The 24,852-nt window shown below is 65.2% G+C and carries 32 protein-coding genes, 2 tRNA genes and 1 pseudogene; 13 read left to right on the forward strand and 22 right to left on the reverse strand.

Going from position 1 to position 24,852, the window contains the following annotated elements:
- Positions 1-134: 134 nt before the first annotated feature.
- The 4 genes from HWX39_RS22760 to HWX39_RS22775 form a co-directional block, all read right to left on the reverse strand.
- Entirely contained in the window at positions 135-677 is a 543-nt protein-coding gene (locus HWX39_RS22760; protein WP_175970177.1) for an aspartyl-tRNA synthetase, read from the reverse strand.
- 178 nt (positions 678-855) lie between these two features.
- Positions 856-1,098, reverse strand: coding sequence for a hypothetical protein (locus HWX39_RS22765; protein WP_175970088.1), 243 nt, complete (start codon positions 1,096-1,098; stop codon positions 856-858).
- 209 nt (positions 1,099-1,307) lie between these two features.
- On the reverse strand, positions 1,308-1,616 hold the full coding sequence (locus HWX39_RS22770; protein WP_046546333.1) for a phosphatidylserine/phosphatidylglycerophosphate/cardiolipin synthase: 309 nt from the start codon (positions 1,614-1,616) through the stop codon (positions 1,308-1,310).
- A 47-nt stretch (positions 1,617-1,663) separates the two neighbouring features.
- On the reverse strand, positions 1,664-2,047 hold the full coding sequence (locus tag HWX39_RS22775) for a VOC family protein (protein ID WP_175970089.1): 384 nt from the start codon (positions 2,045-2,047) through the stop codon (positions 1,664-1,666).
- Positions 2,048-2,133: 86 nt separating this feature from the next.
- Between HWX39_RS22775 and HWX39_RS22780 the strand changes: the two genes are divergently transcribed.
- The 3 genes from HWX39_RS22780 to HWX39_RS22790 all read left to right on the forward strand — a co-directional run bounded on the left by HWX39_RS22780 (position 2,134) and on the right by HWX39_RS22790 (position 3,767).
- Complete coding sequence (locus HWX39_RS22780; protein WP_175970090.1) at positions 2,134-2,877, forward strand: DUF695 domain-containing protein; 744 nt, start codon at positions 2,134-2,136, stop codon at positions 2,875-2,877.
- Between the two features lie 476 nt (positions 2,878-3,353).
- Positions 3,354-3,527, forward strand: coding sequence for a hypothetical protein (locus tag HWX39_RS22785; RefSeq protein WP_175970091.1), 174 nt, complete (start codon positions 3,354-3,356; stop codon positions 3,525-3,527).
- 48 nt (positions 3,528-3,575) lie between these two features.
- Positions 3,576-3,767: a hypothetical protein gene (locus HWX39_RS22790; RefSeq protein ID WP_175970092.1), complete on the forward strand. Its 192-nt coding sequence runs from the start codon at positions 3,576-3,578 to the stop codon at positions 3,765-3,767.
- A 186-nt stretch (positions 3,768-3,953) separates the two neighbouring features.
- Here HWX39_RS22790 and HWX39_RS22795 read toward each other — a convergent pair whose 3' ends face one another.
- Positions 3,954-4,349 carry a hypothetical protein gene (locus tag HWX39_RS22795; protein WP_175970093.1) on the reverse strand — a complete coding sequence of 132 codons (396 nt, stop codon included), beginning with the start codon at positions 4,347-4,349 and terminating at the stop codon, positions 3,954-3,956.
- A gap of 326 nt (positions 4,350-4,675) precedes the next feature.
- Between HWX39_RS22795 and HWX39_RS22800 the strand changes: the two genes are divergently transcribed.
- A complete protein-coding gene (locus HWX39_RS22800) occupies positions 4,676-5,140 on the forward strand; it encodes a hypothetical protein (protein ID WP_175970094.1) in 465 nt (154 codons plus the stop codon).
- A 75-nt stretch (positions 5,141-5,215) separates the two neighbouring features.
- Here HWX39_RS22800 and HWX39_RS36850 read toward each other — a convergent pair.
- Positions 5,216-5,320: pseudogene (locus HWX39_RS36850) on the reverse strand (GNAT family N-acetyltransferase); the annotation flags it as partial.
- A gap of 594 nt (positions 5,321-5,914) precedes the next feature.
- Between HWX39_RS36850 and HWX39_RS22805 the strand changes: the two are divergent.
- A complete protein-coding gene (locus tag HWX39_RS22805; RefSeq protein ID WP_175970095.1) occupies positions 5,915-6,433 on the forward strand; it encodes a VUT family protein in 519 nt (172 codons plus the stop codon).
- 262 nt (positions 6,434-6,695) lie between these two features.
- Here HWX39_RS22805 and HWX39_RS22810 read toward each other — a convergent pair.
- The 8 genes from HWX39_RS22810 to ssuD form a co-directional block, all read right to left on the reverse strand.
- Positions 6,696-6,771: transfer RNA gene (locus HWX39_RS22810), tRNA-His, on the reverse strand.
- A 57-nt stretch (positions 6,772-6,828) separates the two neighbouring features.
- On the reverse strand, positions 6,829-7,815 hold the full coding sequence (gene dusA, locus HWX39_RS22815) for a tRNA dihydrouridine(20/20a) synthase DusA (protein WP_071334403.1): 987 nt from the start codon (positions 7,813-7,815) through the stop codon (positions 6,829-6,831).
- Between the two features lie 130 nt (positions 7,816-7,945).
- Positions 7,946-8,191: a hypothetical protein gene (locus HWX39_RS22820; RefSeq protein WP_175970096.1), complete on the reverse strand. Its 246-nt coding sequence runs from the start codon at positions 8,189-8,191 to the stop codon at positions 7,946-7,948.
- Between the two features lie 55 nt (positions 8,192-8,246).
- Positions 8,247-8,444, reverse strand: a complete 198-nt coding sequence (locus tag HWX39_RS22825) for a hypothetical protein (protein ID WP_048243884.1) — start codon at positions 8,442-8,444, stop codon at positions 8,247-8,249.
- Between the two features lie 142 nt (positions 8,445-8,586).
- A complete protein-coding gene (locus HWX39_RS22830; RefSeq protein WP_006476104.1) occupies positions 8,587-8,802 on the reverse strand; it encodes a TOBE domain-containing protein in 216 nt (71 codons plus the stop codon).
- Between the two features lie 57 nt (positions 8,803-8,859).
- Positions 8,860-9,819, reverse strand: a complete 960-nt coding sequence (locus tag HWX39_RS22835; protein ID WP_175970097.1) for an ATP-binding cassette domain-containing protein — start codon at positions 9,817-9,819, stop codon at positions 8,860-8,862.
- Positions 9,816-10,628, reverse strand: coding sequence for an aliphatic sulfonate ABC transporter permease SsuC (gene ssuC, locus HWX39_RS22840; protein ID WP_175970098.1), 813 nt, complete (start codon positions 10,626-10,628; stop codon positions 9,816-9,818). Before ssuC ends, HWX39_RS22835 begins: the two co-directional genes overlap by 4 nt.
- 17 nt (positions 10,629-10,645) lie before the next feature.
- Positions 10,646-11,803, reverse strand: a complete 1,158-nt coding sequence (ssuD, locus tag HWX39_RS22845) for an FMNH2-dependent alkanesulfonate monooxygenase (RefSeq protein ID WP_175970099.1) — start codon at positions 11,801-11,803, stop codon at positions 10,646-10,648.
- 340 nt (positions 11,804-12,143) lie between these two features.
- Between ssuD and HWX39_RS22850 the strand changes: the two genes are divergently transcribed.
- On the forward strand, positions 12,144-12,572 hold the full coding sequence (locus HWX39_RS22850; protein WP_006484223.1) for a hypothetical protein: 429 nt from the start codon (positions 12,144-12,146) through the stop codon (positions 12,570-12,572).
- A 120-nt stretch (positions 12,573-12,692) separates the two neighbouring features.
- Here the strand turns inward: HWX39_RS22850 and HWX39_RS22855 are convergent, their stop codons facing one another.
- From HWX39_RS22855 to HWX39_RS22865, 3 genes are read right to left on the reverse strand one after another with little or no spacing between them, the layout of a single operon-like run.
- Positions 12,693-13,847, reverse strand: a complete 1,155-nt coding sequence (locus HWX39_RS22855) for an enoyl-CoA hydratase/isomerase family protein (protein ID WP_175970100.1) — start codon at positions 13,845-13,847, stop codon at positions 12,693-12,695.
- Between the two features lie 31 nt (positions 13,848-13,878).
- Positions 13,879-14,217 carry a multidrug efflux SMR transporter gene (locus HWX39_RS22860; RefSeq protein WP_011351857.1) on the reverse strand — a complete coding sequence of 113 codons (339 nt, stop codon included), beginning with the start codon at positions 14,215-14,217 and terminating at the stop codon, positions 13,879-13,881.
- A gap of 3 nt (positions 14,218-14,220) precedes the next feature.
- On the reverse strand, positions 14,221-14,718 hold the full coding sequence (locus HWX39_RS22865; protein WP_011351856.1) for a heme-degrading domain-containing protein: 498 nt from the start codon (positions 14,716-14,718) through the stop codon (positions 14,221-14,223).
- 195 nt (positions 14,719-14,913) lie between these two features.
- Here HWX39_RS22865 and HWX39_RS22870 point away from each other — a divergent pair.
- The 7 genes from HWX39_RS22870 to HWX39_RS22900 all read left to right on the forward strand — a co-directional run bounded on the left by HWX39_RS22870 (position 14,914) and on the right by HWX39_RS22900 (position 20,203).
- Positions 14,914-14,990 (forward strand) — tRNA-Met (locus tag HWX39_RS22870).
- 181 nt (positions 14,991-15,171) lie between these two features.
- Entirely contained in the window at positions 15,172-15,717 is a 546-nt protein-coding gene (locus tag HWX39_RS22875; protein ID WP_175970101.1) for an NUDIX hydrolase, read from the forward strand.
- Between the two features lie 11 nt (positions 15,718-15,728).
- The gene (aat, locus tag HWX39_RS22880) at positions 15,729-16,493 is read left to right on the forward strand and encodes a leucyl/phenylalanyl-tRNA--protein transferase (RefSeq protein WP_175970102.1); all 765 of its coding nucleotides are present in this window, start codon (positions 15,729-15,731) and stop codon (positions 16,491-16,493) included.
- Positions 16,494-16,526: 33 nt separating this feature from the next.
- Positions 16,527-17,357 (forward strand): arginyltransferase, encoded by an 831-nt coding sequence (locus HWX39_RS22885; protein WP_175970103.1) that lies wholly within the window; start codon positions 16,527-16,529, stop codon positions 17,355-17,357.
- 98 nt (positions 17,358-17,455) lie between these two features.
- On the forward strand, positions 17,456-18,493 hold the full coding sequence (locus HWX39_RS22890; protein ID WP_175970104.1) for a quinone-dependent dihydroorotate dehydrogenase: 1,038 nt from the start codon (positions 17,456-17,458) through the stop codon (positions 18,491-18,493).
- A 100-nt stretch (positions 18,494-18,593) separates the two neighbouring features.
- Positions 18,594-19,388, forward strand: a complete 795-nt coding sequence (locus tag HWX39_RS22895) for a cystine ABC transporter substrate-binding protein (protein WP_175970105.1) — start codon at positions 18,594-18,596, stop codon at positions 19,386-19,388.
- A 122-nt stretch (positions 19,389-19,510) separates the two neighbouring features.
- Entirely contained in the window at positions 19,511-20,203 is a 693-nt protein-coding gene (locus HWX39_RS22900; RefSeq protein ID WP_006484207.1) for an amino acid ABC transporter permease, read from the forward strand.
- Between the two features lie 52 nt (positions 20,204-20,255).
- Here HWX39_RS22900 and HWX39_RS22905 read toward each other — a convergent pair whose 3' ends face one another.
- The 5 genes from HWX39_RS22905 to rlmB all read right to left on the reverse strand — a co-directional run bounded on the left by HWX39_RS22905 (position 20,256) and on the right by rlmB (position 24,840).
- On the reverse strand, positions 20,256-21,242 hold the full coding sequence (locus tag HWX39_RS22905; protein ID WP_175970106.1) for a Gfo/Idh/MocA family oxidoreductase: 987 nt from the start codon (positions 21,240-21,242) through the stop codon (positions 20,256-20,258).
- Between the two features lie 101 nt (positions 21,243-21,343).
- The gene (locus HWX39_RS22910; RefSeq protein ID WP_046545537.1) at positions 21,344-22,060 is read right to left on the reverse strand and encodes an FCD domain-containing protein; all 717 of its coding nucleotides are present in this window, start codon (positions 22,058-22,060) and stop codon (positions 21,344-21,346) included.
- Positions 22,061-22,339: 279 nt separating this feature from the next.
- The gene (gene rpiA / locus HWX39_RS22915) at positions 22,340-23,035 is read right to left on the reverse strand and encodes a ribose-5-phosphate isomerase RpiA (protein ID WP_175970107.1); all 696 of its coding nucleotides are present in this window, start codon (positions 23,033-23,035) and stop codon (positions 22,340-22,342) included.
- Between the two features lie 91 nt (positions 23,036-23,126).
- The gene (locus tag HWX39_RS22920) at positions 23,127-23,999 is read right to left on the reverse strand and encodes an N-acetylmuramoyl-L-alanine amidase (protein WP_175970108.1); all 873 of its coding nucleotides are present in this window, start codon (positions 23,997-23,999) and stop codon (positions 23,127-23,129) included.
- Positions 24,000-24,096: 97 nt separating this feature from the next.
- Positions 24,097-24,840 (reverse strand): 23S rRNA (guanosine(2251)-2'-O)-methyltransferase RlmB, encoded by a 744-nt coding sequence (gene rlmB, locus HWX39_RS22925; protein ID WP_174912508.1) that lies wholly within the window; start codon positions 24,838-24,840, stop codon positions 24,097-24,099.
- Positions 24,841-24,852: the final 12 nt, after the last annotated feature.

Here is a 24,852-nt window from a genome sequence, read left to right on the forward strand (position 1 = left end):
ATCGGAATCGGGACGGACGCGCGATGCGCACGCCTCCGATGCTACGACGGACGAACCCGGCGGAAATCGACACGGTGCCCGACAATTTTTTGTTTTCTCGGGTATCGGCGCGCGTGGGTTCCCCGCACCGTGCGTCATCGGCCCGCTCGGCCGGCCTCGTTGTCCGGCGCACCGAACTGCCGACGGCATGCCTCCAGCAATCCGACCACCGCATCGAGCGGCAGATCGGCAAACCGGGCGATCGGCAGCATCACGCCACCCGGCACCCTGGTGCGCGACGAATGCGCCGAGAACTGATAGCCGATGTAACGATTGCCGGCGACGCTGATGATCCGGAATTCGGTGACGTCGCGCCATGGCGTGACGGGTTGTTCGCGCAAAGCCCCGATCAGCCTGAAGCCCGTCTCGTCGACATGCAGCGCCATCCTGCGCCGCGACGACACGAGGAAGAGGGCCGCCGCCAGCGCCAGCAACACGGCCAATGCCGCCACCGGCCAGAGCGCCGGGGCGGCCGCATAACCGCACAGGCTCGCCGCGGCCAGCACCGCGCACGCGCTCGCCCTTCTTTTCAGGCTCCGGCCGTCGACTGCCAGCGTCACTGGCAACTGGCCGACGACGGTTCCCGCGACGGGGTCGACGTGCCAGCCGGAATCGGGGGTTTCGCTTTCGTCGTTCATCGCGCGATCGCTCACATCGACGACAATCGGTTCATCAAGATCGGACACCCTATCGCCCCGCCGAGACGGACAGCTTGTCGACAGGAAATGGTCGTGATCGACGAAGGTAAGCATCGACGCACGACAACGCGTTTTTGTCCGCGCGAAACGGGCAGCACGCCGTCGGCATCGGGCATTTTCAGTTGCACACCTTGACGGTGCCGTTGGTCGTGCATTGACCGATGGCCCAGTGACTTTGCCCTGCCAGATGAGGGGCCAGGCCGACACCACGGATCGGCTCGGAAGGCGACGATGCCGGAATGGCCTTGGCTGCCGACGCGGTGTCGGGCGACGGCAGCGGAGGCGGCTCGGAGGCGGTCTGGCAAGCCGACAGCGCCAGACAAAGAGCGGATGCCAACGGGGCGATGAGCGTTCTGGACATGGTTTCGTACGCGTTTGCGATATTCGCCTCCGGTCAAACGGGCCCGCGCTGTAGATCACGTGCCCCGTCAGACCGTCCGGCGCAACCGCCAATGCCGCATGACGGTCATCCAATACTACGCCTCGCCATCGACGTCGTGCGACCGGCCGTTCGCCAGGCACCGCCATCCACGCAGCGGCACCCGCTTGTGCTGAGGCACACCGCGCCGGTCAGATTTGCGGCAGATCGCGCAACGTACGCGACTCGTTCGTTGCATCGATGTCGAGTTCGATGCCTTCCGATGCATCGCGATACAGCACGCGTTTGAGCCTGGGCCCGATCGCGGTGGCATCCGATGCCGAGAAAATTGCGCGGACATCGTTGCCGGACGCAAGCGCGCGCGCCACGTCCGCCACCGGCGCCTCGCTTGGCGTCGCCGCCCACGACCGGTCAGCCGGATTCACGGCCGCCCAGCGCACGTGCGTCACGCGCGCGCTGAGCGGATCGATTCGCACGCCATTCACCGCAAACATCGACATCGACATCTCCTTCGAATTTGATTGCTGCCCGCCGTACCGATGCGCGGTCACGGACGGCCCCAGATCTCGCAGACGTTTCCCGCCGGATCCGCCACGGATATCGCGATCGTGCCGTCGCCGTAGTCCCACTCGTTCAGGATGCCGACGCGGCACGATTCAAGTCGCGCAATGGCTTCCGAGACATGCGCCACTTCGATGGCCAGCGCAATGCCATGGCCGGTCGGCCGAAACTCCGGATACGGAAACTCGCCACCGCGGCCGGTATGAATGGTCAGCGTCGCCCCGTCCACGACAAAGCGATACCATGGATTCCCCGCAGCCGACACACCTTCGGAATGCACCGGTAGCGCAAGCGCCAACCGATAGAAATCCACCACGGCCCGGAAGCGATCGTCCTCGACCGGCACGAGGATGCCCAGACGCTCGATCATGTGCGCTTCTCCGGCCAACGCGATTTTCGATGATACATTGCGACGCTTTACAACCGTCAACAGACAATCGTGCACGGGAGAAACACATGACCGACGCCTGGGGAACCTTCCCTGCCAGAATGGGCGACCATCAGGCTTTCATCAGCTTCAACCACGGCTTTGCGGACATCGCCGAAGGCGATCCGCGCACGTCGCTGCTCAGCGTGCGCGTCCCCTTTGCGCACCCGACGCCGGAAGGCCTGCCGACCGGCGACGAATTCACCGGCCTCGCGCAGATCGAGGATCTGCTGGACGGCACCATTACCGCGAAAGGTGGCGTGCAGGTTGGCCGCATCACCGTCGACGGCCATCGCGATTTCCTGTTCTACGTACCGTTCGACGAAGAGGCAGCGGCGGAGATCGTCGACGCGCTGGCCGATCAGACAACCTACGCACTGCAGTACGCGCACCAGGACGATCCGGACAAGGAAGCGTACTGGCAGACGCTCTACCCGACCGACGACGACTGGCAGATCATGCGCGACATGCGCGTGCTGGATGAATTGCGGAAGAAAGGCGACGCCGGCGACGTCAGCCGGCGCGTGATGCACTGGGCATACTTTCCCGACCCTGGCGACGCACATCAGTTCGCGGACTGGGCCGAAGCGAAAGGCTATCCGGTCGAGTCGGTTGCGCCCACCGAAGACGGCAAGTCGGCCGTACGGTTTTCGCACGAAGGCACGATGGCGCTGGCTGACATCACGCGCCATACGGTCGCGATCAGCCGCGAAGTACGTTCGCTCGGCGGGGCATACGACGGATGGGAAACCAGCGTCGAACAGGCTGGCTGAGCGAGTTGACCTGCCCGCTGCGCGACACGTGATGCGAAGCGTCCGGTGCAAAAAATATCCCGGCGGCATGCTTGCGCGCCGCCGGGACCAAGGCATCACCGGCCGAAGCCGGCGATGGGCCTGAGGGTTCGCTCAGGCACGAGGAAAGCGATTCGTGCGGACCAGGCGAACGGACGCCGGGGCGCGCAACCGATGCGGTTACGCCGCCCGCCGGACGCCTGTCCGGTTCCGCCAACGCAACCTTCCGGCGTCGGACGGGCAAAAAGCCCCCGCTCCTGCGCGAGCGAGCGGGGAAACGGTTGACCGGGCCGGGGAAGAACGGTCAACCGGCCAAATTGTGTGCGCGGGCCGCGCGACGATCTGTGCGGCAACTCACCGTTTGGTGACGATGCCGCAGCATTCGGTTCGCTCGCGCGCCGCTCGGATCGCGCCACGGTTCGAGCACAACGCCCGCGACCGGCACGAGCCTCACCTCGATGATCGGCGACAGCACCACGGCCCCGGTCATCATCACGCAGTCGGCCGCAAGCGTGACAGGCGTCGCCGGCACAGGCACGGCCTCCTGCCGTCGTGATGCGGTCGGTATCGCGGCGCAGCTGCAGCGAGAACTCGCCCAAGACCTTGCTGCCCTGCGCGACGCGCCCATATAACGATGCATTGATCGATTTCCGGTAAGGCGATGCCAGCACAACGCCGACATGCTCCGGCATATCGACGATGGAGTGATATTGCTTGCCGTCCTCGCTGACGAGAAATTAGTCGACTGTCGCTTCGTCTCTGTCGTCTTCGAACAGCATTGCAGTGCAGGCTGTCAGGCCGGCGGCGACAACGATCGCGCCCGCCGTCAGCAGCGCTCTTCTTTTCATGTCTGGAATTTTGTTTTGCTTTAATTCAATCGGATATTTTCAGGCCCGGGACCAGTTTCCGGTATGCCACGGATGTTGTCAAAGCAGGATTATTCTATTTTTCCGATCGGCATGATTCGGGCTTCTATTTTATGTACCGTCTTTTTCGAACCCGCGCTTCGTGAACACAGGAACTCGCGTCATGACAACCGGGTTTCGACATCGTGACGGTCAGCTGAAAAGCCATTCCGCGACCACCTCGATCCAGTCGAGATCGCCGGCGATATCCATGACGGTTTCGCCGACGATTTCGGCAGTCGACGTGGTTGAGGCGCCCGTCGCCACCACTCCGGCAGCCGCCGCGTTCGCCTTCGCCATTTCGACCGACGCGCCCAATCTCGGATCGGCCAGCCGTTCCAGCCAGTCGACGATGTTGGCACGCGCATCCTCTTCATCGACGAAATCATGCCGTGCGAGAAAGCGGTCGAATACGATCCACGCAAGCGTCTTGCTTCGCGAATCGGATTCGAGATGCCAATCGACAACGCTGGTCCGGCCGGACTCCCGGATTTCGAGCGTCGCCGTGAAACGGTAATCGAGGTACTCGATCTCAAGTTTCGACGACATGGTTTTCTCCGGCCAATTTGCCCTCTCAGTTCTTATGACGCCCCTTGTACGCCGGGTTTCACGACACCGTGTGCATTTTCGATGAAATTCGCGCGGTGCGCCATTGCCCCTGACGGCATCGCGATACGCTCGCGACCTGCCGATATTGATCGCCGACGCATGACCGCATTCAATTTACCCACCATTCCTCCCTGCGCTTTTGCTCGCGGTTCAGGTTCTGCCGCGAATCGCGCCGCTTCCCTGTGCCGGGTATGGCCCTGCTTCGCCAATGCGATCGCACTGCTAAACTCCAGTCAAGAAGACCGCTTGCAGCACCAGAGGAAACCATGGCACTCGCCCGCGCACAACAGAATGGCGTAGAAGTCTGGATTATCCAGCTTCCCGGGCACGCCCCCTATGCCTATGCGCATCTCAAGCGGGTATTCTCGTCCGACGATACGCGACACCGCGTCGTGACGATCGACGTGAAAAAACTGCTGGAATGCGCCGACCGAGACACGACGGACTACGTGTTGCCGTCGGTGCTGTACTGGGCCCCTGGAAAGGCCGCGGGCATTCGCGAATTCCTCGATCCTGAGCAGGACAGGATTCCGGACATGCCGTACATCACGTTTCGCGAGACGAGAACGCGAACGCTGCTCGGCATCCCCGGCCTGTCGAAAGTCGGCGTGGCGTCGTTCCGCAACGGCCAGCATCGCGCGCGTTATCTCGCCTATGCAGGCGCAACGACCCTGCCCGTCGAGGTGCACGAGACGGAAGCCGATCTGCTCATGCGGTACTGCGGCGGGTAACGACGGAGTACGTTCGACCGTTGCCCGGCGATGGCCGCTTCTCGTGTGGCCATTCGTGCGAATGCCGCGAGGCCGCTACGCCTGTATCGCGTAGATCCGGTCGGTGACCTCCGTCTGGCCGATGCGGCTCGTTTCGATACCCGCCAGTTGCCAGCCGTTGTGCTCATAGAAGCCGATCGCGTCAGCGCCTACCTGCCGGGCGTCGCTGCAACTCGTTGCCAGTGCAACGGGATGCAGGCAAAAAAAATCCCGACACCTTCATTGGTCGCCGGGATCGAACGGCCCTGCAAAGCATGAGGGCACGAGGAAGTCGACACATTACACCCATGTAAGACTGTTGCGCATTGTCGGCTCGCGCCAAATCCCTGCCCCATTCCGCCATTCATGCGGCAAAGCGCGGCCATGAACGAAAAAAGCCTGCTCACGCGGAACGCGAGCAGGCAAGAAAACGGATCAGCATTCGAGGCACGAGGGCTGTCCATGAAAGATAACGGCACGGGGCGCAAGAACATTAGGCGGAAAACGAAACTTCGCAACGTCACGTCGACGGGATACGGCCATACACGCTCGCGTTGAAGGTCCATGGATGAAAACCTGCGACACAGTGACGATACCCGTCGCTCCCAACCCCGGCCGCCCGCCCATCGTGCGCAATTCCACCCGGCTTGCTCGCAGCGATGCGCCCGTTCGCTTAGCCAGTCCGTTTAATCGGCCATGTATGGCAAACTTCGGCTCCGAATCGATGCAGCGCGCACTCTTTACCGCAGGGAAAACATGTACGTCCTGATCTATATCGCAGCAGTCGCTGTCGCGAACCTGATGGTCGCTCATTTCGGGCCGGCTGCTACACCGATCATCGCGTTCTTTCTGATCGGACTCGATCTCGCGATCCGAGACCGGCTCCACCTGGACTGGCGCGGCCGCGCGCTTTGGTCACGGATGTTCGCGTTGATCGCGGCCGCTGGCGTCGTCAGTTACGCGCTCAATCCGGCTGCCAAGGAAATCGCCCTCGCGTCTCTCGTAGCGTTCGGTTCGGCAGCCTTGGCGAGCGCAATCGTGTTTCAACTCGCACGTCGCTTTCCGATACTGGCACGCGCAAACGGCGCGAACGTCGCGGGCGCGGCCGTCGACTCCATCATCTTTCCACTGATTGCATTCGGGACAGTGTTCCCGACGATCGCCGCATTGCAGTTCGTCGCGAAGGTCGCGGGCGGCGCTTTGTGGTCGTGGGTGGTTTTTCGAAATACTCGAACGGTTCAGGCGGGGATTGCGAGCAATGCGGTCGATCGTTAAGAGCGGGTTGCGCGTATAGCGGCGTTGTTCGTTGTCGAGGTCGTCGTCGTTTCGTTTCAGTTCAGTTCGCGCTGGCGTTTCTCGCGTAGACCAAAGACCGGAGTGTCGTGTTGTTGGTCGCTTGCGCGGTCGGCACGAGGATCGAATGACGCTCGTAAAGCGATGAGGTATGGAATTCCCAAATTGGGCATTCCAAAACAAAAACGGCACTGTCTTTTGGGACAGTGCCGTTTCTAACGACTTGATACTGCTTGGAATTCTTTGGGGTGGCTGATGGGACTCGAACCCACGACGACAGGAATCACAATCCTGGACTCTACCAACTGAGCTACAGCCACCACTGTTACTGCTTTTTGTTCTTCGCTGCTTTTGTGTTTCAGCAGCGAAGAACAAGATTATACGAACACTTTTGAATCTTGCAAAGCTTTTTTTTCAAAAACTTCTTCGGCCTCGTTCAGATGCGCGCGCGCCTCGTCGAACACGGCCAGATCAGCGCGCGCAAGCTTCTTGTTGTCGGACAGCACACGACGCCAACCGCGTGCGCCGGGCATGCCGCGATACAGCCCGAGCGCGTGCCGCACGATCGCGCCGAGGTAGGTCCCGCGCTTCAGTTCGGCCGCACAGTATTCGATCAGCTTCGCCTCGGCCTCTTCGCGCGTCGGCACCGCTGCGGTCGATCCGTAGAAGCGCGTATCAACCTCCGCGAGCACGTACGGGTTGTGATACGCCTCGCGGCCGAGCATCACGCCGTCGACATGCTCGAGATGCTGCGCAACCTCGTCGAGCGTCGTGATGCCGCCGTTGATCACGATCTCGAGCGACGGGAAATCGCGCTTCAACTGATACGCATAGTCGTACTTGAGCGGCGGGATCTCGCGATTCTCCTTCGGCGACAGCCCCTTCAGGATCGCATTGCGCGCATGCACGACGAACGTTTCGCAGCCAGCCTCGGCCACCGTGCCGACGAAGTCGCGCACGAATGCGTAGTCTTCGACCGCGTCGACACCGATCCGGTGCTTGACCGTGACCGGCACCGACACCGCATCGCGCATCGCCTTCACGCAGTCGGCGACGAGCTGCGGCTCGTTCATCAGGCACGCGCCGAACGCGCCGCGCTGCACGCGCTCGGACGGGCATCCGCAATTCAGGTTGATTTCGTCGTAGCCCCACTGCTCGCCGAGCTTCGCCGCGCGCGCGAGATCGTCGCGCTCGCTGCCGCCCAGTTGCAGCGCAACCGGCGATTCGTTCGGCGTGAACGCGAGATGCCGCTGGGCATCACCGAACAGCAGCGCGCCGGTCGTGATCATCTCCGTATACAGCCACGTGTCGCGCGTCAGCGTACGGTGGAACGACCGGCAATGGCGGTCGGTCCAGTCGAGCATGGGCGCGACGGATACGCGGCGGGGAGGAAGCGAGGACGGTACGGACATGGATTTCGGGCAACAGGCCGGGCAGCGCGGAAACAACCCGGCATTTTACCGCAAGACGGGCCGTACCTGCCCGGCACGCAGGCTACCCCTCGCCCAGCTCCGCATCGACGGCCCGCCGCGCCTCGGCGAGCACGCGCTCGATCACGCGCCGTTCGGTCAGCAGCATCCCGTCGACCTTGACGAGCCGCCAGTCGATCCGCACGGCCTCACCCTGCAGCACGCGGTAATGCGCATGCTCGCCGTCCCAGACCTGCTCGGTCTTCACCTCGATCTCGAAGCCGCGATACGGCTCGCTGAAATCGCCGAGGTCGCTGCCTCTCGGTTCCATCTCACGCTCCGTGGCGACGCAGCGCCCGGCCGCCCGCGCGGCCGGCGCCGTGCGCTCAATCGTATTCGTCGGATAAAAAGGATTTGCCATCGGCCGTCAGGTCGACCCGGTCGGCTGTCGCCTGGTAGATCAGCCCCTCGTTCAGCAACGCGTAGACGACGTCGTCGAACGCAGCGGGAACCGGCCGGCTTTCGCCGAACTGGTCGATCCACTTCAGCGCCTCGATGGCTTCGGGGGAAAGGATGGGGGTCATGCGTTCGCCTCCGGCATCGGTGTCGCTCCATCCTAGCACTTCGTCCGGACGTCGAATACCAACGCAAACGCGCTGCGCCAATGCCGAGCGGCGCCAACGGGCAGGTTGCCCGCGGCGCCGCGTCGGTGCAGGACACGCGGGCTCAGAGGCGCGCGATCGATACTTCCGTCGATTTCACGAGCGCGACGACTTCCGCGCCCACCTTCAGTTCGAGTTCGTCAACCGAACGGGTCGTGATCACCGACGTGACGATGCCGAACGGCGTCTCGACGTCGACCTCGGAGACCACCGATCCGCGGATGATCTCCTTGACCTTGCCCTTGAACTGGTTACGTACGTTGATTGCAGTGATGCTCATCAGGTTGATCGCTCCGAAGAAAAAGATCTCAGAACGGGCGGCCGCTGCCGCCCGGATTTAAACGGCCCAGCGGATCTGCCCGACCGGTCGAACGTTGTCTGTCTCATGCACCGCGCCCTGATCGGCCGCACCGGGCCCGCCGGCGAGCACGCGTTTCAGCACGCGATCCTCCAGCGCCGCAAACGCCGCCGACGCGCGGGCGCGCGGCCGGTCGAGCGGCACCGGCTGATCCAGCGCCACCCGCCCCTGCTCGATGAGCAGGATGCGATCGCCGAGCGCGACGGCCTCCTGCACGTCGTGTGTGACGAGGAGCGCGGTGAATCGATGCTCACGCCACAGCCGCTCGATCAGCGCATGCATCTCGATGCGGGTCAGCGCGTCGAGCGCGCCGAGCGGCTCGTCGAGCAACAGCAGTTGAGGCCGGTGCACGAGCGCGCGGGCCAGTGCGACACGCTGCCGCTGTCCGCCCGACAGTTGCGCGGGCCAGTCGTTCGCGCGTTCCAGCAGGCCGACTTCATCGAGCACCGCGCGTGCCTGGTCGCGCGCGCCGCGCCCGAGGCCCAGCATCACGTTCTGCAGCACGGTTTTCCACGGCAGCAGGCGCGCATCCTGGTACATGATCCGCGTATCGAGTTCGCCGCCGCCCTCGCCGCGCGTCTCGAGCGCGCCGCTGCTCGGCTGCTCGAGCCCGGCAACGAGACGCAGCAGCGTCGATTTCCCGCAGCCGCTGCGTCCGACGATCGCGACGAAACTGCCGCGCGCGATGCCGAGCTCGACGTTGTCGAGTACCGTGCGTGCCCCGAAGCGCTTGCTGACGCCCGACAGTGTCACGGCATCGTCGGGCGCCGGGCTTCCTGGCCGTCGCCGCGCGAGCGGAACGACGGATGCGCTGCCGTCACGCTCGAGAACCGCCGCGTCCCGCGCGTCGCTGTCCGCGACACGCGCCTGCGCAAGTTCGGCCTCGAGGTCCGCGCCGGCGAGCGGGCCGTAGGCGGCCGCCGAAGTCGTCGCATTCATGCCTTTGCTCCTGATTGATACGCGGGGTGCCAGCGCAGCGTCACACGCTCGAGCCATTTCGCCAGCACGTCGGCCAGCTTGCCGAGCACCGCGTACAGCAGGATGCCGACCACCACCACGTCGGTTTGCAGGAATTCACGTGCGTTCATCGTCATGTAGCCGATGCCCGACTGCGCGGAGATCGTTTCCGCGACGATCAGCATCACCCACATCAGCCCGAGCGCAAAGCGCGCGCCGACGAGAATCGACGGCAGCGCTCCGGGCAGGATCACGTCGCGGTACAGCGCGAAATCACGCACGCCATAGCTCTTCGCCATTTCGATCAGGTTTGCATCGACCGAACGAATCCCGTGGTACGTGTTGATGTAGACCGGGAAGAACACGCCGAGCGCAACGAGGAACAGCTTCGCCTTCTCGTCGATGCCGAACCACAGGATCACGAGCGGAATCATCGCGAGCGCCGGGATGTTGCGGATCATCTGGATCGTCGAATCGAGTGCAACCTCGGCCGCCTTCGACAAGCCGGTCGCGAGCCCCAGCGCGAGGCCGACGCCGCCGCCGATCGCGAAACCGAACAGCGCGCGCCAGGTGCTGACCTTCACGTTCGCCCACATTTCACCCGACGTCACGAGCGACCAGGCCGCTCGCACGACCGCCACCGGTTCCGGCAGTACGCGGGTCGACAGCCAGCCGATGCGCGCACCGACTTCCCATGCCGCCAGCAGCGCAAGCGGCACGAGCCACGGTGCGACGCCGCGCCATGCGCGGGCGGCGACGGCCGCGCCCGTCGTCGACGTTTTCGTTGTCATCGCAGGCCTCCTGTCGCTCAGCTCTGGGCCGCTTTCGGCAGATAGCTGTTGCCAACGATCTCGCCGAACGGGCCCGACAGCGGGCCGGTCGCCTTCGCCGCACCGTTGCCCTTGATCAGCGGGAATACGAGTTCCGCGAAACGGTACGACTCCTCCAGGTGCGGATAGCCGGACAGGATGAAGGTCTCGATGCCGAGATCCGCGTATTCGCGCATGCGCTCCGCGATCTGCTCCGGATTGCCGACGAGCGCAGTGCCCGCGCCGCCGCGCACCAGACCGACGCCGGCCCACAGGTTCGGATACACCTCGAGCGCCTCGCGGCCGCCGCGCTTGCCGCCGTGCAGCGCGGCCATCCGGCGCTGGCCTTCCGAATCCATGTTCGCGAACGCTTTCTGCGCACGCGCGATGGTTTCGTCGTCGAGGCGGCTGATCAGGCGTTCGGCGTCACGCCATGCCTCGTCCTCGGTCTCGCGCACGATCACGTGCAGACGAATACCGAACCGGATCTTGCGGCCGCGTGCCTCCGCGCGGGCGCGAATATCGGCGATCTTCTTCGCGACGGCCTCGGGAGGCTCGCCCCAGGTCAGGTAGGTGTCGATGTGATCGGCCGCGATCTCATGCGCGGCCGGCGACGAGCCGCCGAACCACAGCGGCGGATGAGGACGCTGCACGGGCGGATAAAGTGCCTTGCCGCCCTTCGACTGCAGATGCTTGCCGATGTAGTCGAACCCGCCGTTGTCGTGCGACGCGGACAGCAGCCCGCGCCAGATGTTCAGGAAGTCGTCGGTGATTTCGTAGCGCGTGTCGTGATCCGCGAACAGGCCGTCGCCTTCGAGTTCGGCGGCATCGCCGCCGGTCACGACGTTGATCAGCAGGCGGCCGCCCGACAGGCGGTCGAACGTTGCAGCCATCCGCGCCGACAGCCCCGGCGATGCAATGCCGGGACGGATCGCGACCAGGAACTTCAGGCGCTGCGTTGCCGGGATGAGGCTCGATGCGACGACCCACGCATCCTCGCAGGAACGGCCGGTCGGCAGCAGCACGCCCTCGTAACCGAGCGTATCGGCCGCCACCGCGACCTGCTTGAAGTAATCGTAATCCGCGGCGCGCGCACCTTCGGCCGTGCCGAGATAGCGGCTGTCGCCATGCGTGGGGATAAACCAGAACACATTCATCTGCTGCTCCTGCTTGACTGTCCTTGCCGGAATTTGAAAAAACACCGCCCTGCTCGCGTCGCGGATGAGCGGCGCATGCATGGTGTGCGTTCGAATCGGGATGGCTCGCCGGTCAGGCCGTGCAGCGGGCGAGGACGCGATTGCACGGCTGTTTCTGGGAAATCAGTCTAGGGATCGGTGCAGGGCTTTGGAACGATTTTTTTGAGCTTAGGTTTTCCGCTTTCGTGATTAGCACGACGCTGGAGCGAATATCGCGGCGGGCGGGCCCTATAATGACGCACCTATCCGAATAACTCCGCGCGGACGGCCCCGGCTGTGCGCGCCCGCGGTGCACTCATCGATGCAGAAAGTCATCCTGCCATTCCTGTCCGGCTTCCTGGCCGCCCTGTTTTTCCGCGAAGCCACGCTCGCACTCCTTCATACGGCCGACCTGATCGCCGCAACCGGCTTCTCCACGCAGCCGTTCGCGCCGCTCGGCATTCCTGAATTTGTCGCGAATGCGCTGATCAGCGCGTGCTGTGCGATCCCGATGGCATGGCTGCTGCGCGTCTCGCCGGAGCGCGAGGCATCGTGGATCGGCGCACTGGTGTTCGGCGGCATCGTGCTGACGGCCGCCCGCGTGTTCGCGATCGATCCGCTGCGCGGCATCTGGCCGTCGGGCAACATGATGCCCGTGCTCGCAGCCGGCTTCGCGGCGAACGCGGTATGGGGCTTCGGTGCCCTCGTGTTCATGCGCGCGTTCATGTCGGACGACGCTGGCGACGAATAACGCGGACGCAAGCGCTACGCCCTTCGACCGCCAACCGGTCTACACAATGAAAAAAGCCCGAACGGCTCATACCGGTCGGGCTTTTTGTTTCCAGCTCGCGCTCGGTCGGTCCAGCTAACTTCAGTCCTGCAGTTTCCGCAGCGGATGCGTATCAGGCGTCCACGGGCTGTCGAACATCGCCAGCAGGTCCACGCGGTCGATATCGGCGGACGACTTGAAACGCCAGGCCGGCTGGTGATCCTTGTCAACGATCAGCGCGCGCACGCCTTCGATCACGTCGCCGCGCGCGAACGTCGAGCGCGTGAGATCGAGATCGCGGCGCAAGCAGTCTGCCATTGTCGCGCCGCGTGCGCGTTCGACGACTTCCAGCGACACGGCCATCGACAGTGGCGACAACTGTTCGCGCATCGCATGGGTCGCCTTCTCGACCCATCCGTCGACGGCCGCGCAATCCTGCTCGGCGTCGAGCGACGCGAGGATCGCGCCGATGTCCGGCTGCGCGAAATGCCGATCGATCCCGGCACGCGCGTCGGCCAGCGCCGACGTGTCGGGCGTCGGCACGACCTTGTGCGCGGCGGCCGCGGCGGCCACGCACGCGACCGCCTGCTCGCCGCTGTCGATGCGCGCGCCGTGCAGCGTATCGAGCAGCGCCGGCATTGCGGGATCGGGCAGATAGACGTCAGCGAGCTGCGCGTACAGCGCGCCGGCCGCGTCGAGCGTCGCGCCGGTCACGGCGAGATAGCGGCCGATCGCGCCGGGCGTGCGCGCGAGGAACCAGCTCATCCCGACGTCCGGGAACAGGCCGATGCGCGTTTCCGGCATCGCCATCTTCGTCGAATCGGTCACGACACGCAGGCCGCCCGTATGCCGCGCCGCCTGCGAAATACCCATGCCGCCGCCCATCACGACACCGTGCATCAGCGCGATATAGGGCTTCGGATACGTGAAGATCGTGTGGTTGAGCGTGTATTCCTCGATGAAGAACGTGTCGACCGCATCGCGGTCGCCGCGCTGCCACGCATCGTGGAAGAAACGCACGTCGCCGCCCGCGCAGAACGCGCGCGGATGCGGGCTGTGCACGACGACCGCGACGACTTCGGGATCGTCGCGCCACGCGTCGAGCGCCTGCTGCATCAGCCGGATCATGCCGACCGACAGCGCGTTCAGCGCCTTCGGCCGGTTCAGTTCGAGAAAGCCGATGCGATTCACGACATACGCGCGCACGTCGGGCTGAGTGGATTCGGCGGAAACGGCAGCGGAAGTGGAATCGGTCATGAGGGTCATCCGGCAAATGGCAGTCGCATGCTCAGTGCGCCTGCATCTTCGAAAACAGGTTCAACACCACGACGCCGGCGACGATCAGGCCGAGGCCGATCACGGCCGGCAGGTCCGGCACCTGGCGATAGAGCAGCATCGCGACGAGCGTGATCAGCACGATGCCGGCGCCCGACCAGACTGCATAGATGATGCCGACGGGCATCGTGCGCAACGTGAGCGACAGGCAGTAGAACGCGATGCCGTAGCCGGCGACGACCAGCAACGACGGCCAGAGGCGCGTGAAGCCATCCGCCGCGCGCAGCGCCGACGTGCCGATCACTTCCGCGACGATCGCGATCGCGAGCCATGCGTAACCGGGCAGCTGCATCGCTCAGCTCCTTGCGAGGGCCAGCACGGCGTAGTCGTGGCCGAGCTCGGCACACAGCGCCTCGACGACGAATTCGTGGTCCGCGCGCTGCGGCAGCCCCGACGCAGTGATCGAGCCGATCACGCCGGCACCGGCGACGGTCAACGGGAACGAGCCGCCGTGCGGCGAATATTCGGCGATCGGCAGCCCGTGCTTGTCGGCAAGCGTCGCGCCGGCCTGCTGCATGCGCAGGCCGATCGCGTACGAGCTGCGGCGGAAATGCGCGACGACGTTGCGCTTGCGGCGCACCCAGTCGGCATTGTCAGGCGTGGCGCCGGCGAGCGCCGCGTAGAACAGCGGCTGGCCGAACGTGACGATGTCGATCGCGATCGCATGGCCGCGCGACGTCGCGAGCGCGTGCATCCGGTTGCCGAGCGCCCACGCGCGGGCCGGGTCGAAATGGGGAAACACGAGCGCCTGTTCCTGCGCGCCGATCGATTGCAGATCGTGAGCGATGTCCATGAATCCGTCGATACAGTAATGAGAGTCGCAACGGCGCCGCTGCGATCGCGCGGCCCCGCTGCCGAAGAAACGAAACAAACCGCTCGATTCTAGCGCACGCCCATGCCGTACCGTCCCTACAAGCGGCGACAAGAAATTGTCAGAAAGCGCTTGCACGCACTCGGGTTACTCCTTATAATTGATTTCTTCGACGGACGCGGGGTGGAGCAGTCTGGCAGCTCGTCGGGCTCATAACCCGAAGGTCGTAGGTTCAAATCCTACCCCCGCAACCAACGTCCAGAATGACGCAAAAAGCCCGGCTCAGTGCCGGGCTTTTTGTTTTCCAGTCGCACTCGCCGTCCCGCCTCGCGCGCCCGCGCTCCACTTCGCGCGACACGCGGCCTGCACGCTCAGGCGTTCAAGAATGCCGCGCCCCGGTGATACACTCGCATCACCTCGTCCCTTCCACTCGACATGAAATTCTGCTCCGTCTGCGGTCACGAAGTCATCGCGCGCATTCCACCGGGCGACAACCGCGAGCGCTTCGTCTGCGATCACTGCGGCACGATCCACTACCAGAATCCGCGCAACGTCGTCGGCACGGTCCCGGTCTGGGGCGATCAGATCCTGCTGTGCCGCCGCGCGATCGAGCCGCGCTACGGGTTCTGGACGCTGCCCGCGGGCTTCATGGAAATGGGCGAGACGACGGCTGAAGCCGCCGCACGCGAAACGCTCGAAGAAGCCGGTGCGCGCGTCGAGGTGCAGAACCTCTTCACGCTGCTCAACGTACCGCACGTGCATCAGGTCCACCTGTTCTACCTCGCGCGGCTCACCGATCCGGGGTTCGAGGCCGGCGAGGAAAGCCTCGAAGTGAAGCTGTTCGACGAAGCCGACATCCCGTGGGACGAGATCGCGTTCCCGACCGTCAGCCAGACCCTGCGATTCTTCTTCGCCGATCGCGCCACGGGCGACTACGGCGTGCACACTGGCGATATCTTCCGCTCGCTGCGCAACGGCTGAGCTCCCGCCCCATGGTCCCCTGGCTCGGCCCGGACGATCCGTTTCCGCCCATCGAACGCGCGCTCGGTCCCGCGACCGGCGCGCCAGGGCTGCTCGCCGCGAGCGCCGACCTGCTGCCGTCGCGCCTCATCGACGCGTACCGGCGCGGCATCTTCCCGTGGTATTCCGACGGCCAGCCCGTGCTGTGGTGGAGCCCCGACCCGCGCATGATCCTCGTGCCCGCCGAATTCAAGGTGTCGCCATCGCTGCGCAAGACGCTGAAGCGCGTGTTGCGCGAGCCCGAATGGGAGGTGCGCGTCGACCACGACTTTCCGGGCGTGATGCGTGCGTGCGCACAGGCGCCGCGCCGCGGGCAGCGCGGCACGTGGATCACGGCCGAGATCATCGACGCGTACACGTCGCTCTACCGCTCCGGCAACGCGCACAGCATCGAAACGTGGCACGGCGGGCGACGCGTCGGCGGCCTGTACGGCGTGTCGTTCGGGCGGATGTTTTTCGGCGAGTCGATGTATGCGGACGCGACCGACGCCTCGAAAATCGCGCTGGCCACGCTCGTCGCACACCTTCGCGAGCAGGGGCTGGAAATGATAGACTGCCAGCAGAATACGTCGCATCTAGCGTCGCTCGGCGGCCGCGAGATCGCACGCAAGGCCTTTGTCGCTCACGTGCGCAGCGCGGTAGCCGAACCGCCGATTCCGTGGGAATTCGACAAGCGCGTGCTCGCCGCGCTGACGGCCCGCGCCGAACCGGCGGCCCCCTCCGGAATCGAACGCTAGCGCGGCACTCCTCCCCTGCATCGAGAGCTGCCCATGACTCACCCGACTGAGCTGCCGCTTTCACCGCTTTCGGCGTTGCAATTCTATGCAACGGCGCCCTATCCGTGCAGCTATCTGGACGGCCGCGTTGCGCGCTCGCAAGTCGCGACGCCGAGCCACCTGATCAATTCCGACATCTACACCGAGCTCGTCAAGGCCGGCTTCCGGCGCTCGGGTGTCTTCACATATCGCCCGTACTGCGACGGCTGCCGCGCCTGCGTGCCGGTGCGTGTGCCCGTCGGCGCATTCGCGCCGTCGCGCACGCAGCGTCGGATGTGGAAGCGGCACCGCGCGCTCGTCGCGACGGTTTCGCCGCTGCACTACGACGAAGAGCACTACGCGCTCTACATGCGCTATCAGTCCGCGCGCCACGCGGGCGGCGGCATGGATCGCGACAGCCGCGACCAGTACGAGCAATTCCTGCTGCAAAGCCGGATCAACTCGCGCCTCGTCGAATTCCGCGACCTCGACGCCCCGGGCGGCGAGCCCGGCAAGCTGCGCATGGTCAGCATGATCGACATCCTCGGCGACGGGCTGTCGTCCGTCTACACGTTCTTCGAGCCGGACGACCAGCACACGAGCTACGGCACCTACAACATTCTGTGGCAGATCGAGCAGGCGAAGAGCCTTGGCCTGCCCTACGTGTACCTCGGCTACTGGATCCGCGAGAGCCCGAAGATGGCGTACAAGGCAAACTTCCACCCGCTCGAAGGGCTGATCGACGGCCGCTGGAAGATTCTCGATCCGGAACGGATCGACCTGCCGCCCGTCGACGCGGCGCTGGCCCGTGCGCCGTTGCCGGGCGGGCATTCCGGCTCGGGTTGACGCGCGCCGCGGGGGTGACGAAGCGAAGCGCGCCCCTGCCGCTCAACTCCCGGTAAAATAGCGGGTTGTCATTCATTCCGGCTGTCCGCCCAATTCCCGTGTTCAGTTCCCTCTATCCGCTGGCCCGCGCATCCCTGTTCAAGATGGATGCGGAAGACGCTCACCACCTCACGCTGCGCGCGCTCGGCGCGGCCGGCCGCACGGGCCTTGCCTGCGCGCTGTCGGCCCGCGTGCCCGACGCGCCGCGCACCGTGATGGGGCTCACGTTCCGCAACCCGGTCGGCCTCGCGGCCGGCCTCGACAAGGACGGCGCGGCCATCGACGGCCTTGCGGCGCTCGGTTTCGGCTTCATCGAGGTCGGCACGGTCACGCCGCGCCCGCAGCCCGGCAACCCGCGCCCGCGGATGTTCCGCCTGCCGCAAGCCGACGCGCTGATCAACCGGATGGGCTTCAACAACCATGGCGTCGACCAGTTCGTGAAGAACGTCCAGGCCGCGCGCTATCGCGGCATCCTCGGCCTGAACATCGGCAAGAACGCCGATACGCCGATCGAGCGCGCCGCCGAGGACTACCTGTACTGCCTCGAGCGCGTGTACCCGTTCGCGAGCTACGTGACGATCAACATCTCGTCGCCGAACACGAAGAACCTGCGCCAGTTGCAGGGTGCGGGCGAGCTCGACGCGCTGCTCGCGGCGCTGAAGGACAAGCAGCAGCGCCTCGCCGACCTGCACGGCAAGCTCGTGCCGCTCGCCCTGAAGATCGCGCCCGATCTCGACGACGAACAGGTCAAGGAAATCGGCGATACGCTGCTGCGCCACAAGATCGAGGCGGTCATTGCGACCAACACGACGCTGTCGCGCGCGGCCGTCCAGGGCCTGCCGCATGCAGACGAAGCCGGCGGCCTGTCCGGCCGCCCCGTGTTCGACGCGTCGAACGAAGTGATCCGCAAGCTGCACGCCGAAGTCGGCAGCGAAGTGCCGATCATCGGCGTCGGCGGCATTTTCTCGGGCGAGGATGCCCGTGAAAAGCTCGCGGCCGGCGCGGCGCTCGTGCAGCTCTATACGGGGTTCATCTACCGCGGCCCCGCGCTCGTCGCGGAATGCGTGAAGGCCGTCGCCCGCGAACGCACCGCGTAATATAGGCATAAACAAACGATATTTAGCGGTCGATTGCATTTTTGCTATCATCGGCCCCGTTATCAGAATCAATGACCCGGACAGGGCAAGGAAACACACGATGAAGATTGCGCTGCTGAAGAAGCTGCTGGTTGCCGGCCTGATCGGCACGTCGTTCGCTGCCGCCACCGCGCATGCGGCCGACCTCCTCGACCAGGTGAAACAACGCGGCACGCTGCGGGTCGGCCTCGAAGGCACGTTCCCGCCGTTCAACTCGAAGAACCCGCAAGGCGAACTCGTCGGCTTCGACGTCGACATTGCGAAGGCCGTGGCCGCGAAGCTCGGCGTGAAGGCCGAATTCGTGACGACCGAATGGAGCGGCATCATCGCGGGCCTGCAGGCCGGCAAGTTTGACGTGATCGCCAACCAGGTCGGCATCACCGACAAGCGCAAGGAAACGCTCGACTTCTCGCCCGCATACACGTACTCGTCCGCGCAACTGATCCAGCGCAACGACGACACGCGCCAGTTCAAGTCGCTCGAAGACCTGAAAGGCAAGAAGCTCGGCGTCGCGCTCGGCACGAACTACATGGACATGGCGAAGTCGGTGCCCGGCATCGACGTGAAGACGTACCCGGGCGCGCCCGAGTACCTGCGTGACCTCGCGGCCGGCCGTCTCGACGCGGCGCTCAACGACCGCCTGATGCTCGCGTACCTGACCAAGAACTCGCAGCTGCCGCTGCGCCCGGGTGCGAACGTCGGCTCGGCGAACCCGTCGGGCATCCCGTTCAAGAAGGGCAACCCGAAGTTCCAGAAGGCAATCGACGACGCGATGGCACAACTCGAAGCAGACGGCACCTTCACGAAGATCTCGGACAAGTGGTTCGGCGTCGACGTGACGAAACCGATCAAGTAAGCACGCCTGCATTTCCCGCCTGACGGCGGGTCGGAAAGGGCGGCATCCGTCACGATGCCGCCCTTTGTTTTGTTCGTCCGGTTTATGATTGCGCTTTCGCGCACGCCTTCGATTCGTATTCCATGTCGACAACGTCCCTGCTCGTCCAATCGCTGCCGGTGCTCGCCCAGGGCGCCGTTCTGACCGTCAAGTTCGCCGTGCTGTCGATGGTGTTCGGCCTGCTTGGCGCCGTCGTGCTCGCGATGATGGGCATCCGGCAAAGCGAAGCGCTCGACGGCTTCGAACGCATCTGGGTCAACGCGCTCGCGTGGCTGGCACGCGCGTACGTGAGCCTGATGCGCGGCACGCCGCTGCTCGTGCAGATCTTCGTCATCTACTACGGGCTGCCGAGCCTCGGCATCTCGCTCGACCCGACGCCCGCCGGCGTCATCGCGCTGTCCGCAAACGTCGCGGCTTACATGTCGGAAAGCATGCGCGGCGCGATCAACGGGATCGCGCGCGGCCAATGGCTCGCCGCGTACAGCCTCGGGCTGTCGTGGGGACAGACGCTGCGCTACGTGATCGGCCCGCAGGCGCTGCGCATCGCGGTACCGAGCCTGTCGAACAGCCTGATCAGCCTGATCAAGGACACGTCGCTCGTGTCCGTGATCACCGTGACCGAACTGCTGCGCAGCGCGCAGGAAGTGATCGCGGCGACCTATCAACCGCTGCCGCTCTATCTCGCCGCCGCGGCCGTGTACTGGATCCTGTGCCAGATCCTCGAATGGGTGCAGCGCTGGTACGAAAAACGCCTGTCGCTGCCGTCTCGGCACTGAGCGCACGCCGTCCGCCGGGCCGCACGCGCGCGCCCGGCCTCCTTCTTCCCGCTTATTCCCCCGTATAGCGCACGCCCAGCGCCGCTCGCGCGGCATCGGTCATCGCGATCATCTGCCGAGAATGGTCGTGCGTCATGATCGGACTTTCGGTCTTGCCCTCGCGCAGCAGGTCGCAGAAATGCGCGGTCTCGTAGTTCAGCCCGCCGCCGTCGACCGGCGCATCGAGTTCGACGGTGCGCCCGTCCGCGTAGCGGATCGTCGCACGCGCGGGGTTCCACCACTTCTCGTGAATCGTCACGTGGCCGCCGGCCGCGGCGATCAGCGCGTCGCCGCGCCCCATCACGTCGAGCCCGCAAAAGAGCTGCGCGATCCCGCCGTTCGCATGCACGCTGTTCAGGCTCGCGAACAGGTCGACTCCCGTCGCGCCGACGCGGCCGAGCGTCTGCACGTCGAGCGCCGCGCCGAGCCAGTCGACCGCGAGAAAGGCCTCGTAGATCCCGATATCGAGCAGCGCGCCGCCCGCTCGATCGAGACGATAGACGGAGTGGTCGTCCGGGACCGACGACGATGCACACCCTGCCCGCACGAGCCGGATCTCGCCGATCGGATCGTCATGCAGATGCGCGCGCACCTGACGGTACAGCGGAAAGAACGGAGGCTTCATCGCCTCCATGAAAAGCCGCCCGGCGTCGCGTGCCGCACGCAGCACGGTGTCGAGTTGCGCCGCGTTCAGCGTCGCGGGCTTTTCGCACAGCACGGCCTTGCCGGCAGCAAGCGCGGCCAGCGTGTACTGCGCATGACTGTCATGGAGCGTCGCGATGTAGACCGCGTCGATATCGCTCGCGAGGAGTGCTTCGAGGCTTGCGGCAGGCGTGCCGCCGTATGCGCCGCAAAAATCTGCCGCGGCATCGGCGCGGCGGGCCCAGGCGCCGGAGAGCGTGGCGCCCGGCACGTGTGCGAGGCTTTGCGCGAAACGGCGCGCGATGCTGCCTGCACCGACGATGCCGAAGCGCACCGAGTGATGGTCGTTGTCGTTCATCCTGATCTTCCGTGTCGGTCGTATGACGATGGCCGGCACGCTGCCGGCCGGCCGTCATGATAAACGGCCCGGCGGCACACGGATGAGCGACACGCGCAGCGTCAGGCGCGCATGGGGACGTCGACGGAGAAATCGCGCGAGATCTCGTCGGCGCTGAAATCGATCAGCGCGAGCGAAGCGGCTTCGGCTTCGCGCGGGTCGCGCCGCTCGATCGCGTCGACCACACGCGCATGCGCCTTCACCACGATGTCGTGCGCACCTTCCTTCTGCACGACACGCGGATTCACGAGACGCACCGCACCGCGCACGATCGCCGCCATCTGCTGGAAAAACTGGTTGCCGCTTGCCTGGACGATCCGCGTGTGCAGCAACTCGTCCGCCGTGTCGTAGCCAGGGTCTCCCGGCTGCAGCACCTTGAACGCATCGAATGCTTCGCGGATACCCGCGATGTCGGCAGCCGTTGCACGCACCGCCGCCTGCGCGGTCGCGCGCGGTTCGATCAACATCCGGAATTCGATGACATCGCGCATGAACTGCGGATCGGGTTTCGCCCGGAATCGCCAGCTCACCACGTCTTCGTCGATCATCCGCCAGTCACGCATCGGCCGCACGCGCGTGCCGACTTTCGGACGCACGTCGAGCATGTCGCGCGCAAGCAACATCGACAACGCTTCCCGCATCACGGTGCGACTCACATCGAACTCTTTCGACAGCACGTCCTGCGGCGGCAAGATGCCGCCGTACTTGTCCTCGACGATACCCGAGACAAGCCCATCCATCACTTTGGCGACCAGTGACCGGTCTTTGCCCTGCTCCATGACACCTCCCCGTGCGTCGATTTGCGAACTCCTGCTCCGCAGTTCCGCCGGCCCTGGTTACGACTGTTCTTATGATCTATAAGTTGATGAGTTCGGGGATATTTCGCTATCTGGTAAACACCTGACAGGGTTATCCCTCTTTTTGACGGGGTGATTTATACGGCTAAAAATAAGGCCCGGGAAGCGCATTGCGCCTGCCGGGCCCCGATTTCCACAAGATTTAAACATTCAGTCCATTACGGCATGTGACACGTCATTACGGACTGCTTGCCATGTCTTTCAAGTAGCCGAATACAGGATCGTTTCAACGCCGTTTTCCGTGCCGAGCAAGCACAGATTCGCGCCGCGCTCAGCGAACAGGCCGACCGTCACGACGCCCGGCCATGCGTTCACCTGCGCTTCGAAGCCGCGCGGATCGGCGATCTGCAGCCCCTTCACGTCGATGATCTCGTTGCCGTTGTCGGTGATGTACGGCGCACCGTCCTTCGTCACGCGCAGCACGGGCACGCCGCCGAGGGCAGTCACGCGCCGGCCGATCGCCGTACGCGCCATCGGCACGACCTCGATAGGCAGCGGGAACGCGCCGAGCACCGGCACGCGCTTGCTGGCGTCGGCGATGCAGACGAACGTGTCGGCCACCGACGCGACGATCTTCTCGCGCGTGAGCGCGCCGCCGCCGCCCTTGATCATCGCGCCGCTCGCGTCGATCTCGTCGGCGCCATCGACGTACACCTGCAGCGAGTCGACCTCGTTCAGGTCGAACACCTTGATGCCGTGCGACTTCAGGCGCTCGGTCGTGGCGACGGAGCTCGACACGGCGCCGCGATAGCGCGCCTTGACGACGGCGAGCGCGTCGATGAAGCAGTTGGCGGTCGAGCCGGTGCCGACGCCGATCACGGCGCCTTCCGGCACGTTCTGGATCACGTAATCAGCGGCGGCCTGGCCGACGAGGCGTTTGAGTTCGTCTTGAGTCATGGAGTGGTAATGCTGCGGGATTGCGGAAAACTGCCAGTTTACCGGACTCGGACGACGGCTCGCGTTTTTCGGCACACGGTGCACTGTGGAGTCAGGGCGCGCCCGCCGCGGGCGCGTCGTCCGCCGGCTGCGTGCCGGGGAAGTACTTGTCGAGCAACGCCTGCGCGATTGCGTCGCTTTCGGCGTCCGGGTTGCCCGCATAGTCGGACGGCCTGAAATGCATCTGGAACGCCGCGAACACGCGTCGCGTGCGTGCGTCGAGCACCCCATCGGTGGCCACGTCGTAACCGTAGCGCGCGAGCTTGATCTGCAGTTCGCGCACGTCGGCCGGCGCATGCGGATCACGACCACCGAGCCGCGCGGTCACGGTCGCATCGTCCGGCCACGCGCCGACGCCGGCCTGGGCCAGCGCATGCCAAGGAAACAGCGGCCCCGGATCGATCTTGCGTTGCGGCGCGATGTCGCTGTGCCCGACCACGCGCGTCGGCGGAATCCCGTAGCGCGCGACGATGTCCTTCGACAGCCGGGTCAGCGCCGCGACCTGTTCGGGCGGATAGGGCTGCCAGGTGCGGTTCTGCGGATCGAGCGGCCCGCGGTTCACGTTCTCGATGCCGATCGACACCGCGTTCAGCTCGGTCGTTCCCTGCCACTCGCTGACGCCCGCGTGCCATGCACGCTCCGATTCCGGAACGAGCTGGTAGACGACCGGCATCCCGCGCTCGATGCGCGGTTGCGGCGGGATGACGTAATGCACGCTGACCGAATCGCCCGTCAGTGTGCGCAGCGATTTCGCCTCGTCGCTTTCGGTGTAATGCATCACGAGGAAGCGGATCCGCGAATCGGCGCCACGTGCGTGCAAGCTCGTGTCGGCGTAGTAAGTGCCGCGTTCGACGAGCGACGGCGACGTGCAGGCGGCCAGCAGGCACAGCACGGCGCAGGATGCACCAACGCGAAACGGGGTCATCGGTTGCGAACTCCGGAGAGCCGCGTGCCGCATCGGATCGCGGCACGCGGCGTTCGGGTCATTCAAGGCCCGCGCAGGGCGCGCGGGACGGGCTGCGTCAGCCCTTCACGCGCCGCTGGCGCACGGCTTCGTACAGGCACACGCCGCTTGCGACCGACACATTCAGGCTCTCCACGCTGCCGGCCATCGGAATGCTCATCACTTCGTCGCAGGTGTCGCGCGTAAGCCGGCGCATGCCTTCGCCTTCCGCGCCCATCACGAGCGCGACGGGGCCGTCGAGCTTCGTTTCGTAGAGCGTTGACGATGCCTCGTCCGACGTGCCGATGATCCACACGCCGGCGTCCTTCAGCTCGCGCAGGGCGCGGGCGAGGTTCGTCACCGTGATGTACGGCACCGTATCGGCCGCGCCGCTCGCGACCTTGGCCGCGGTTGCGTTCAGGCCGACCGCACGGTCGCGCGGCGCGATCACCGCGTGCGCGCCGGCCGAATCGGCGACACGCAGGCACGCGCCGAGGTTATGCGGATCGGTGACACCGTCGAGCACCAGCAGCAGCGCCGGGCCCTGGATGCCGTCGAGCAGCTCCGACAGGTTCTGCGCGAGCGGGATGTCCTCGACACGCGCGACGACGCCCTGGTGACGCTCGGTATGGGCGAGGCCCCACAGGCGCGTTTCGTCGGCCGCGATCAGCCGCACGCCCGCTTCCTTCGCGGTGTGCAGGAAGTCCTGCATGCGGCGGTCGCGGCGCGTCTGGTCATACAGCACCTCCGCAACCGTCGATGCATCGTGCCGCAAACGTGCGGTCACCGCATGAAAACCGTAAAGAACCTTCAGACGTGACATGACTGGAACAAC

Origin of the sequence: Burkholderia sp. BCC0322 (assembly GCF_902833045.1) — a bacterium.
Lineage (GTDB): Bacteria > Pseudomonadota > Gammaproteobacteria > Burkholderiales > Burkholderiaceae > Burkholderia.

Coding starts and splice junctions, on each gene's coding strand:
- HWX39_RS22875 (WP_175970101.1), top strand. CDS start 15,172: ATGAAATTCTGCTCCGTCTGCGGTCACGAAGTCATCGCGCGCATTCCA.
- HWX39_RS22860 (WP_011351857.1), bottom strand. CDS start 14,217: ATGCAGCTGCCCGGTTACGCATGGCTCGCGATCGCGATCGTCGCGGAA.
- HWX39_RS22905 (WP_175970106.1), bottom strand. CDS start 21,242: ATGAACGACAACGACCATCACTCGGTGCGCTTCGGCATCGTCGGTGCA.
- HWX39_RS22775 (WP_175970089.1), bottom strand. CDS start 2,047: ATGATCGAGCGTCTGGGCATCCTCGTGCCGGTCGAGGACGATCGCTTC.
- HWX39_RS22805 (WP_175970095.1), top strand. CDS start 5,915: ATGTACGTCCTGATCTATATCGCAGCAGTCGCTGTCGCGAACCTGATG.
- HWX39_RS22850 (WP_006484223.1), top strand. CDS start 12,144: ATGCAGAAAGTCATCCTGCCATTCCTGTCCGGCTTCCTGGCCGCCCTG.
- aat (WP_175970102.1), top strand. CDS start 15,729: ATGGTCCCCTGGCTCGGCCCGGACGATCCGTTTCCGCCCATCGAACGC.
- HWX39_RS22865 (WP_011351856.1), bottom strand. CDS start 14,718: ATGGACATCGCTCACGATCTGCAATCGATCGGCGCGCAGGAACAGGCG.
- HWX39_RS22855 (WP_175970100.1), bottom strand. CDS start 13,847: ATGACCGATTCCACTTCCGCTGCCGTTTCCGCCGAATCCACTCAGCCC.
- HWX39_RS22785 (WP_175970091.1), top strand. CDS start 3,354: ATGATCGGCGACAGCACCACGGCCCCGGTCATCATCACGCAGTCGGCC.
- HWX39_RS22825 (WP_048243884.1), bottom strand. CDS start 8,444: ATGACCCCCATCCTTTCCCCCGAAGCCATCGAGGCGCTGAAGTGGATC.
- HWX39_RS22760 (WP_175970177.1), bottom strand. CDS start 677: ATGAACGACGAAAGCGAAACCCCCGATTCCGGCTGGCACGTCGACCCC.
- ssuD (WP_175970099.1), bottom strand. CDS start 11,803: ATGAATGTGTTCTGGTTTATCCCCACGCATGGCGACAGCCGCTATCTC.
- HWX39_RS22780 (WP_175970090.1), top strand. CDS start 2,134: ATGACCGACGCCTGGGGAACCTTCCCTGCCAGAATGGGCGACCATCAG.
- HWX39_RS22895 (WP_175970105.1), top strand. CDS start 18,594: ATGAAGATTGCGCTGCTGAAGAAGCTGCTGGTTGCCGGCCTGATCGGC.
- ssuC (WP_175970098.1), bottom strand. CDS start 10,628: ATGACAACGAAAACGTCGACGACGGGCGCGGCCGTCGCCGCCCGCGCA.
- HWX39_RS22830 (WP_006476104.1), bottom strand. CDS start 8,802: ATGAGCATCACTGCAATCAACGTACGTAACCAGTTCAAGGGCAAGGTC.
- HWX39_RS22920 (WP_175970108.1), bottom strand. CDS start 23,999: ATGACCCCGTTTCGCGTTGGTGCATCCTGCGCCGTGCTGTGCCTGCTG.
- HWX39_RS22885 (WP_175970103.1), top strand. CDS start 16,527: ATGACTCACCCGACTGAGCTGCCGCTTTCACCGCTTTCGGCGTTGCAA.
- HWX39_RS22820 (WP_175970096.1), bottom strand. CDS start 8,191: ATGGAACCGAGAGGCAGCGACCTCGGCGATTTCAGCGAGCCGTATCGC.
- HWX39_RS22800 (WP_175970094.1), top strand. CDS start 4,676: ATGGCACTCGCCCGCGCACAACAGAATGGCGTAGAAGTCTGGATTATC.
- rlmB (WP_174912508.1), bottom strand. CDS start 24,840: ATGTCACGTCTGAAGGTTCTTTACGGTTTTCATGCGGTGACCGCACGT.
- HWX39_RS22795 (WP_175970093.1), bottom strand. CDS start 4,349: ATGTCGTCGAAACTTGAGATCGAGTACCTCGATTACCGTTTCACGGCG.
- HWX39_RS22835 (WP_175970097.1), bottom strand. CDS start 9,819: ATGAATGCGACGACTTCGGCGGCCGCCTACGGCCCGCTCGCCGGCGCG.
- HWX39_RS22910 (WP_046545537.1), bottom strand. CDS start 22,060: ATGGAGCAGGGCAAAGACCGGTCACTGGTCGCCAAAGTGATGGATGGG.
- HWX39_RS22900 (WP_006484207.1), top strand. CDS start 19,511: ATGTCGACAACGTCCCTGCTCGTCCAATCGCTGCCGGTGCTCGCCCAG.
- dusA (WP_071334403.1), bottom strand. CDS start 7,815: ATGCTCGACTGGACCGACCGCCATTGCCGGTCGTTCCACCGTACGCTG.
- HWX39_RS22770 (WP_046546333.1), bottom strand. CDS start 1,616: ATGTCGATGTTTGCGGTGAATGGCGTGCGAATCGATCCGCTCAGCGCG.
- rpiA (WP_175970107.1), bottom strand. CDS start 23,035: ATGACTCAAGACGAACTCAAACGCCTCGTCGGCCAGGCCGCCGCTGAT.
- HWX39_RS22765 (WP_175970088.1), bottom strand. CDS start 1,098: ATGTCCAGAACGCTCATCGCCCCGTTGGCATCCGCTCTTTGTCTGGCG.
- HWX39_RS22790 (WP_175970092.1), top strand. CDS start 3,576: ATGCTCCGGCATATCGACGATGGAGTGATATTGCTTGCCGTCCTCGCT.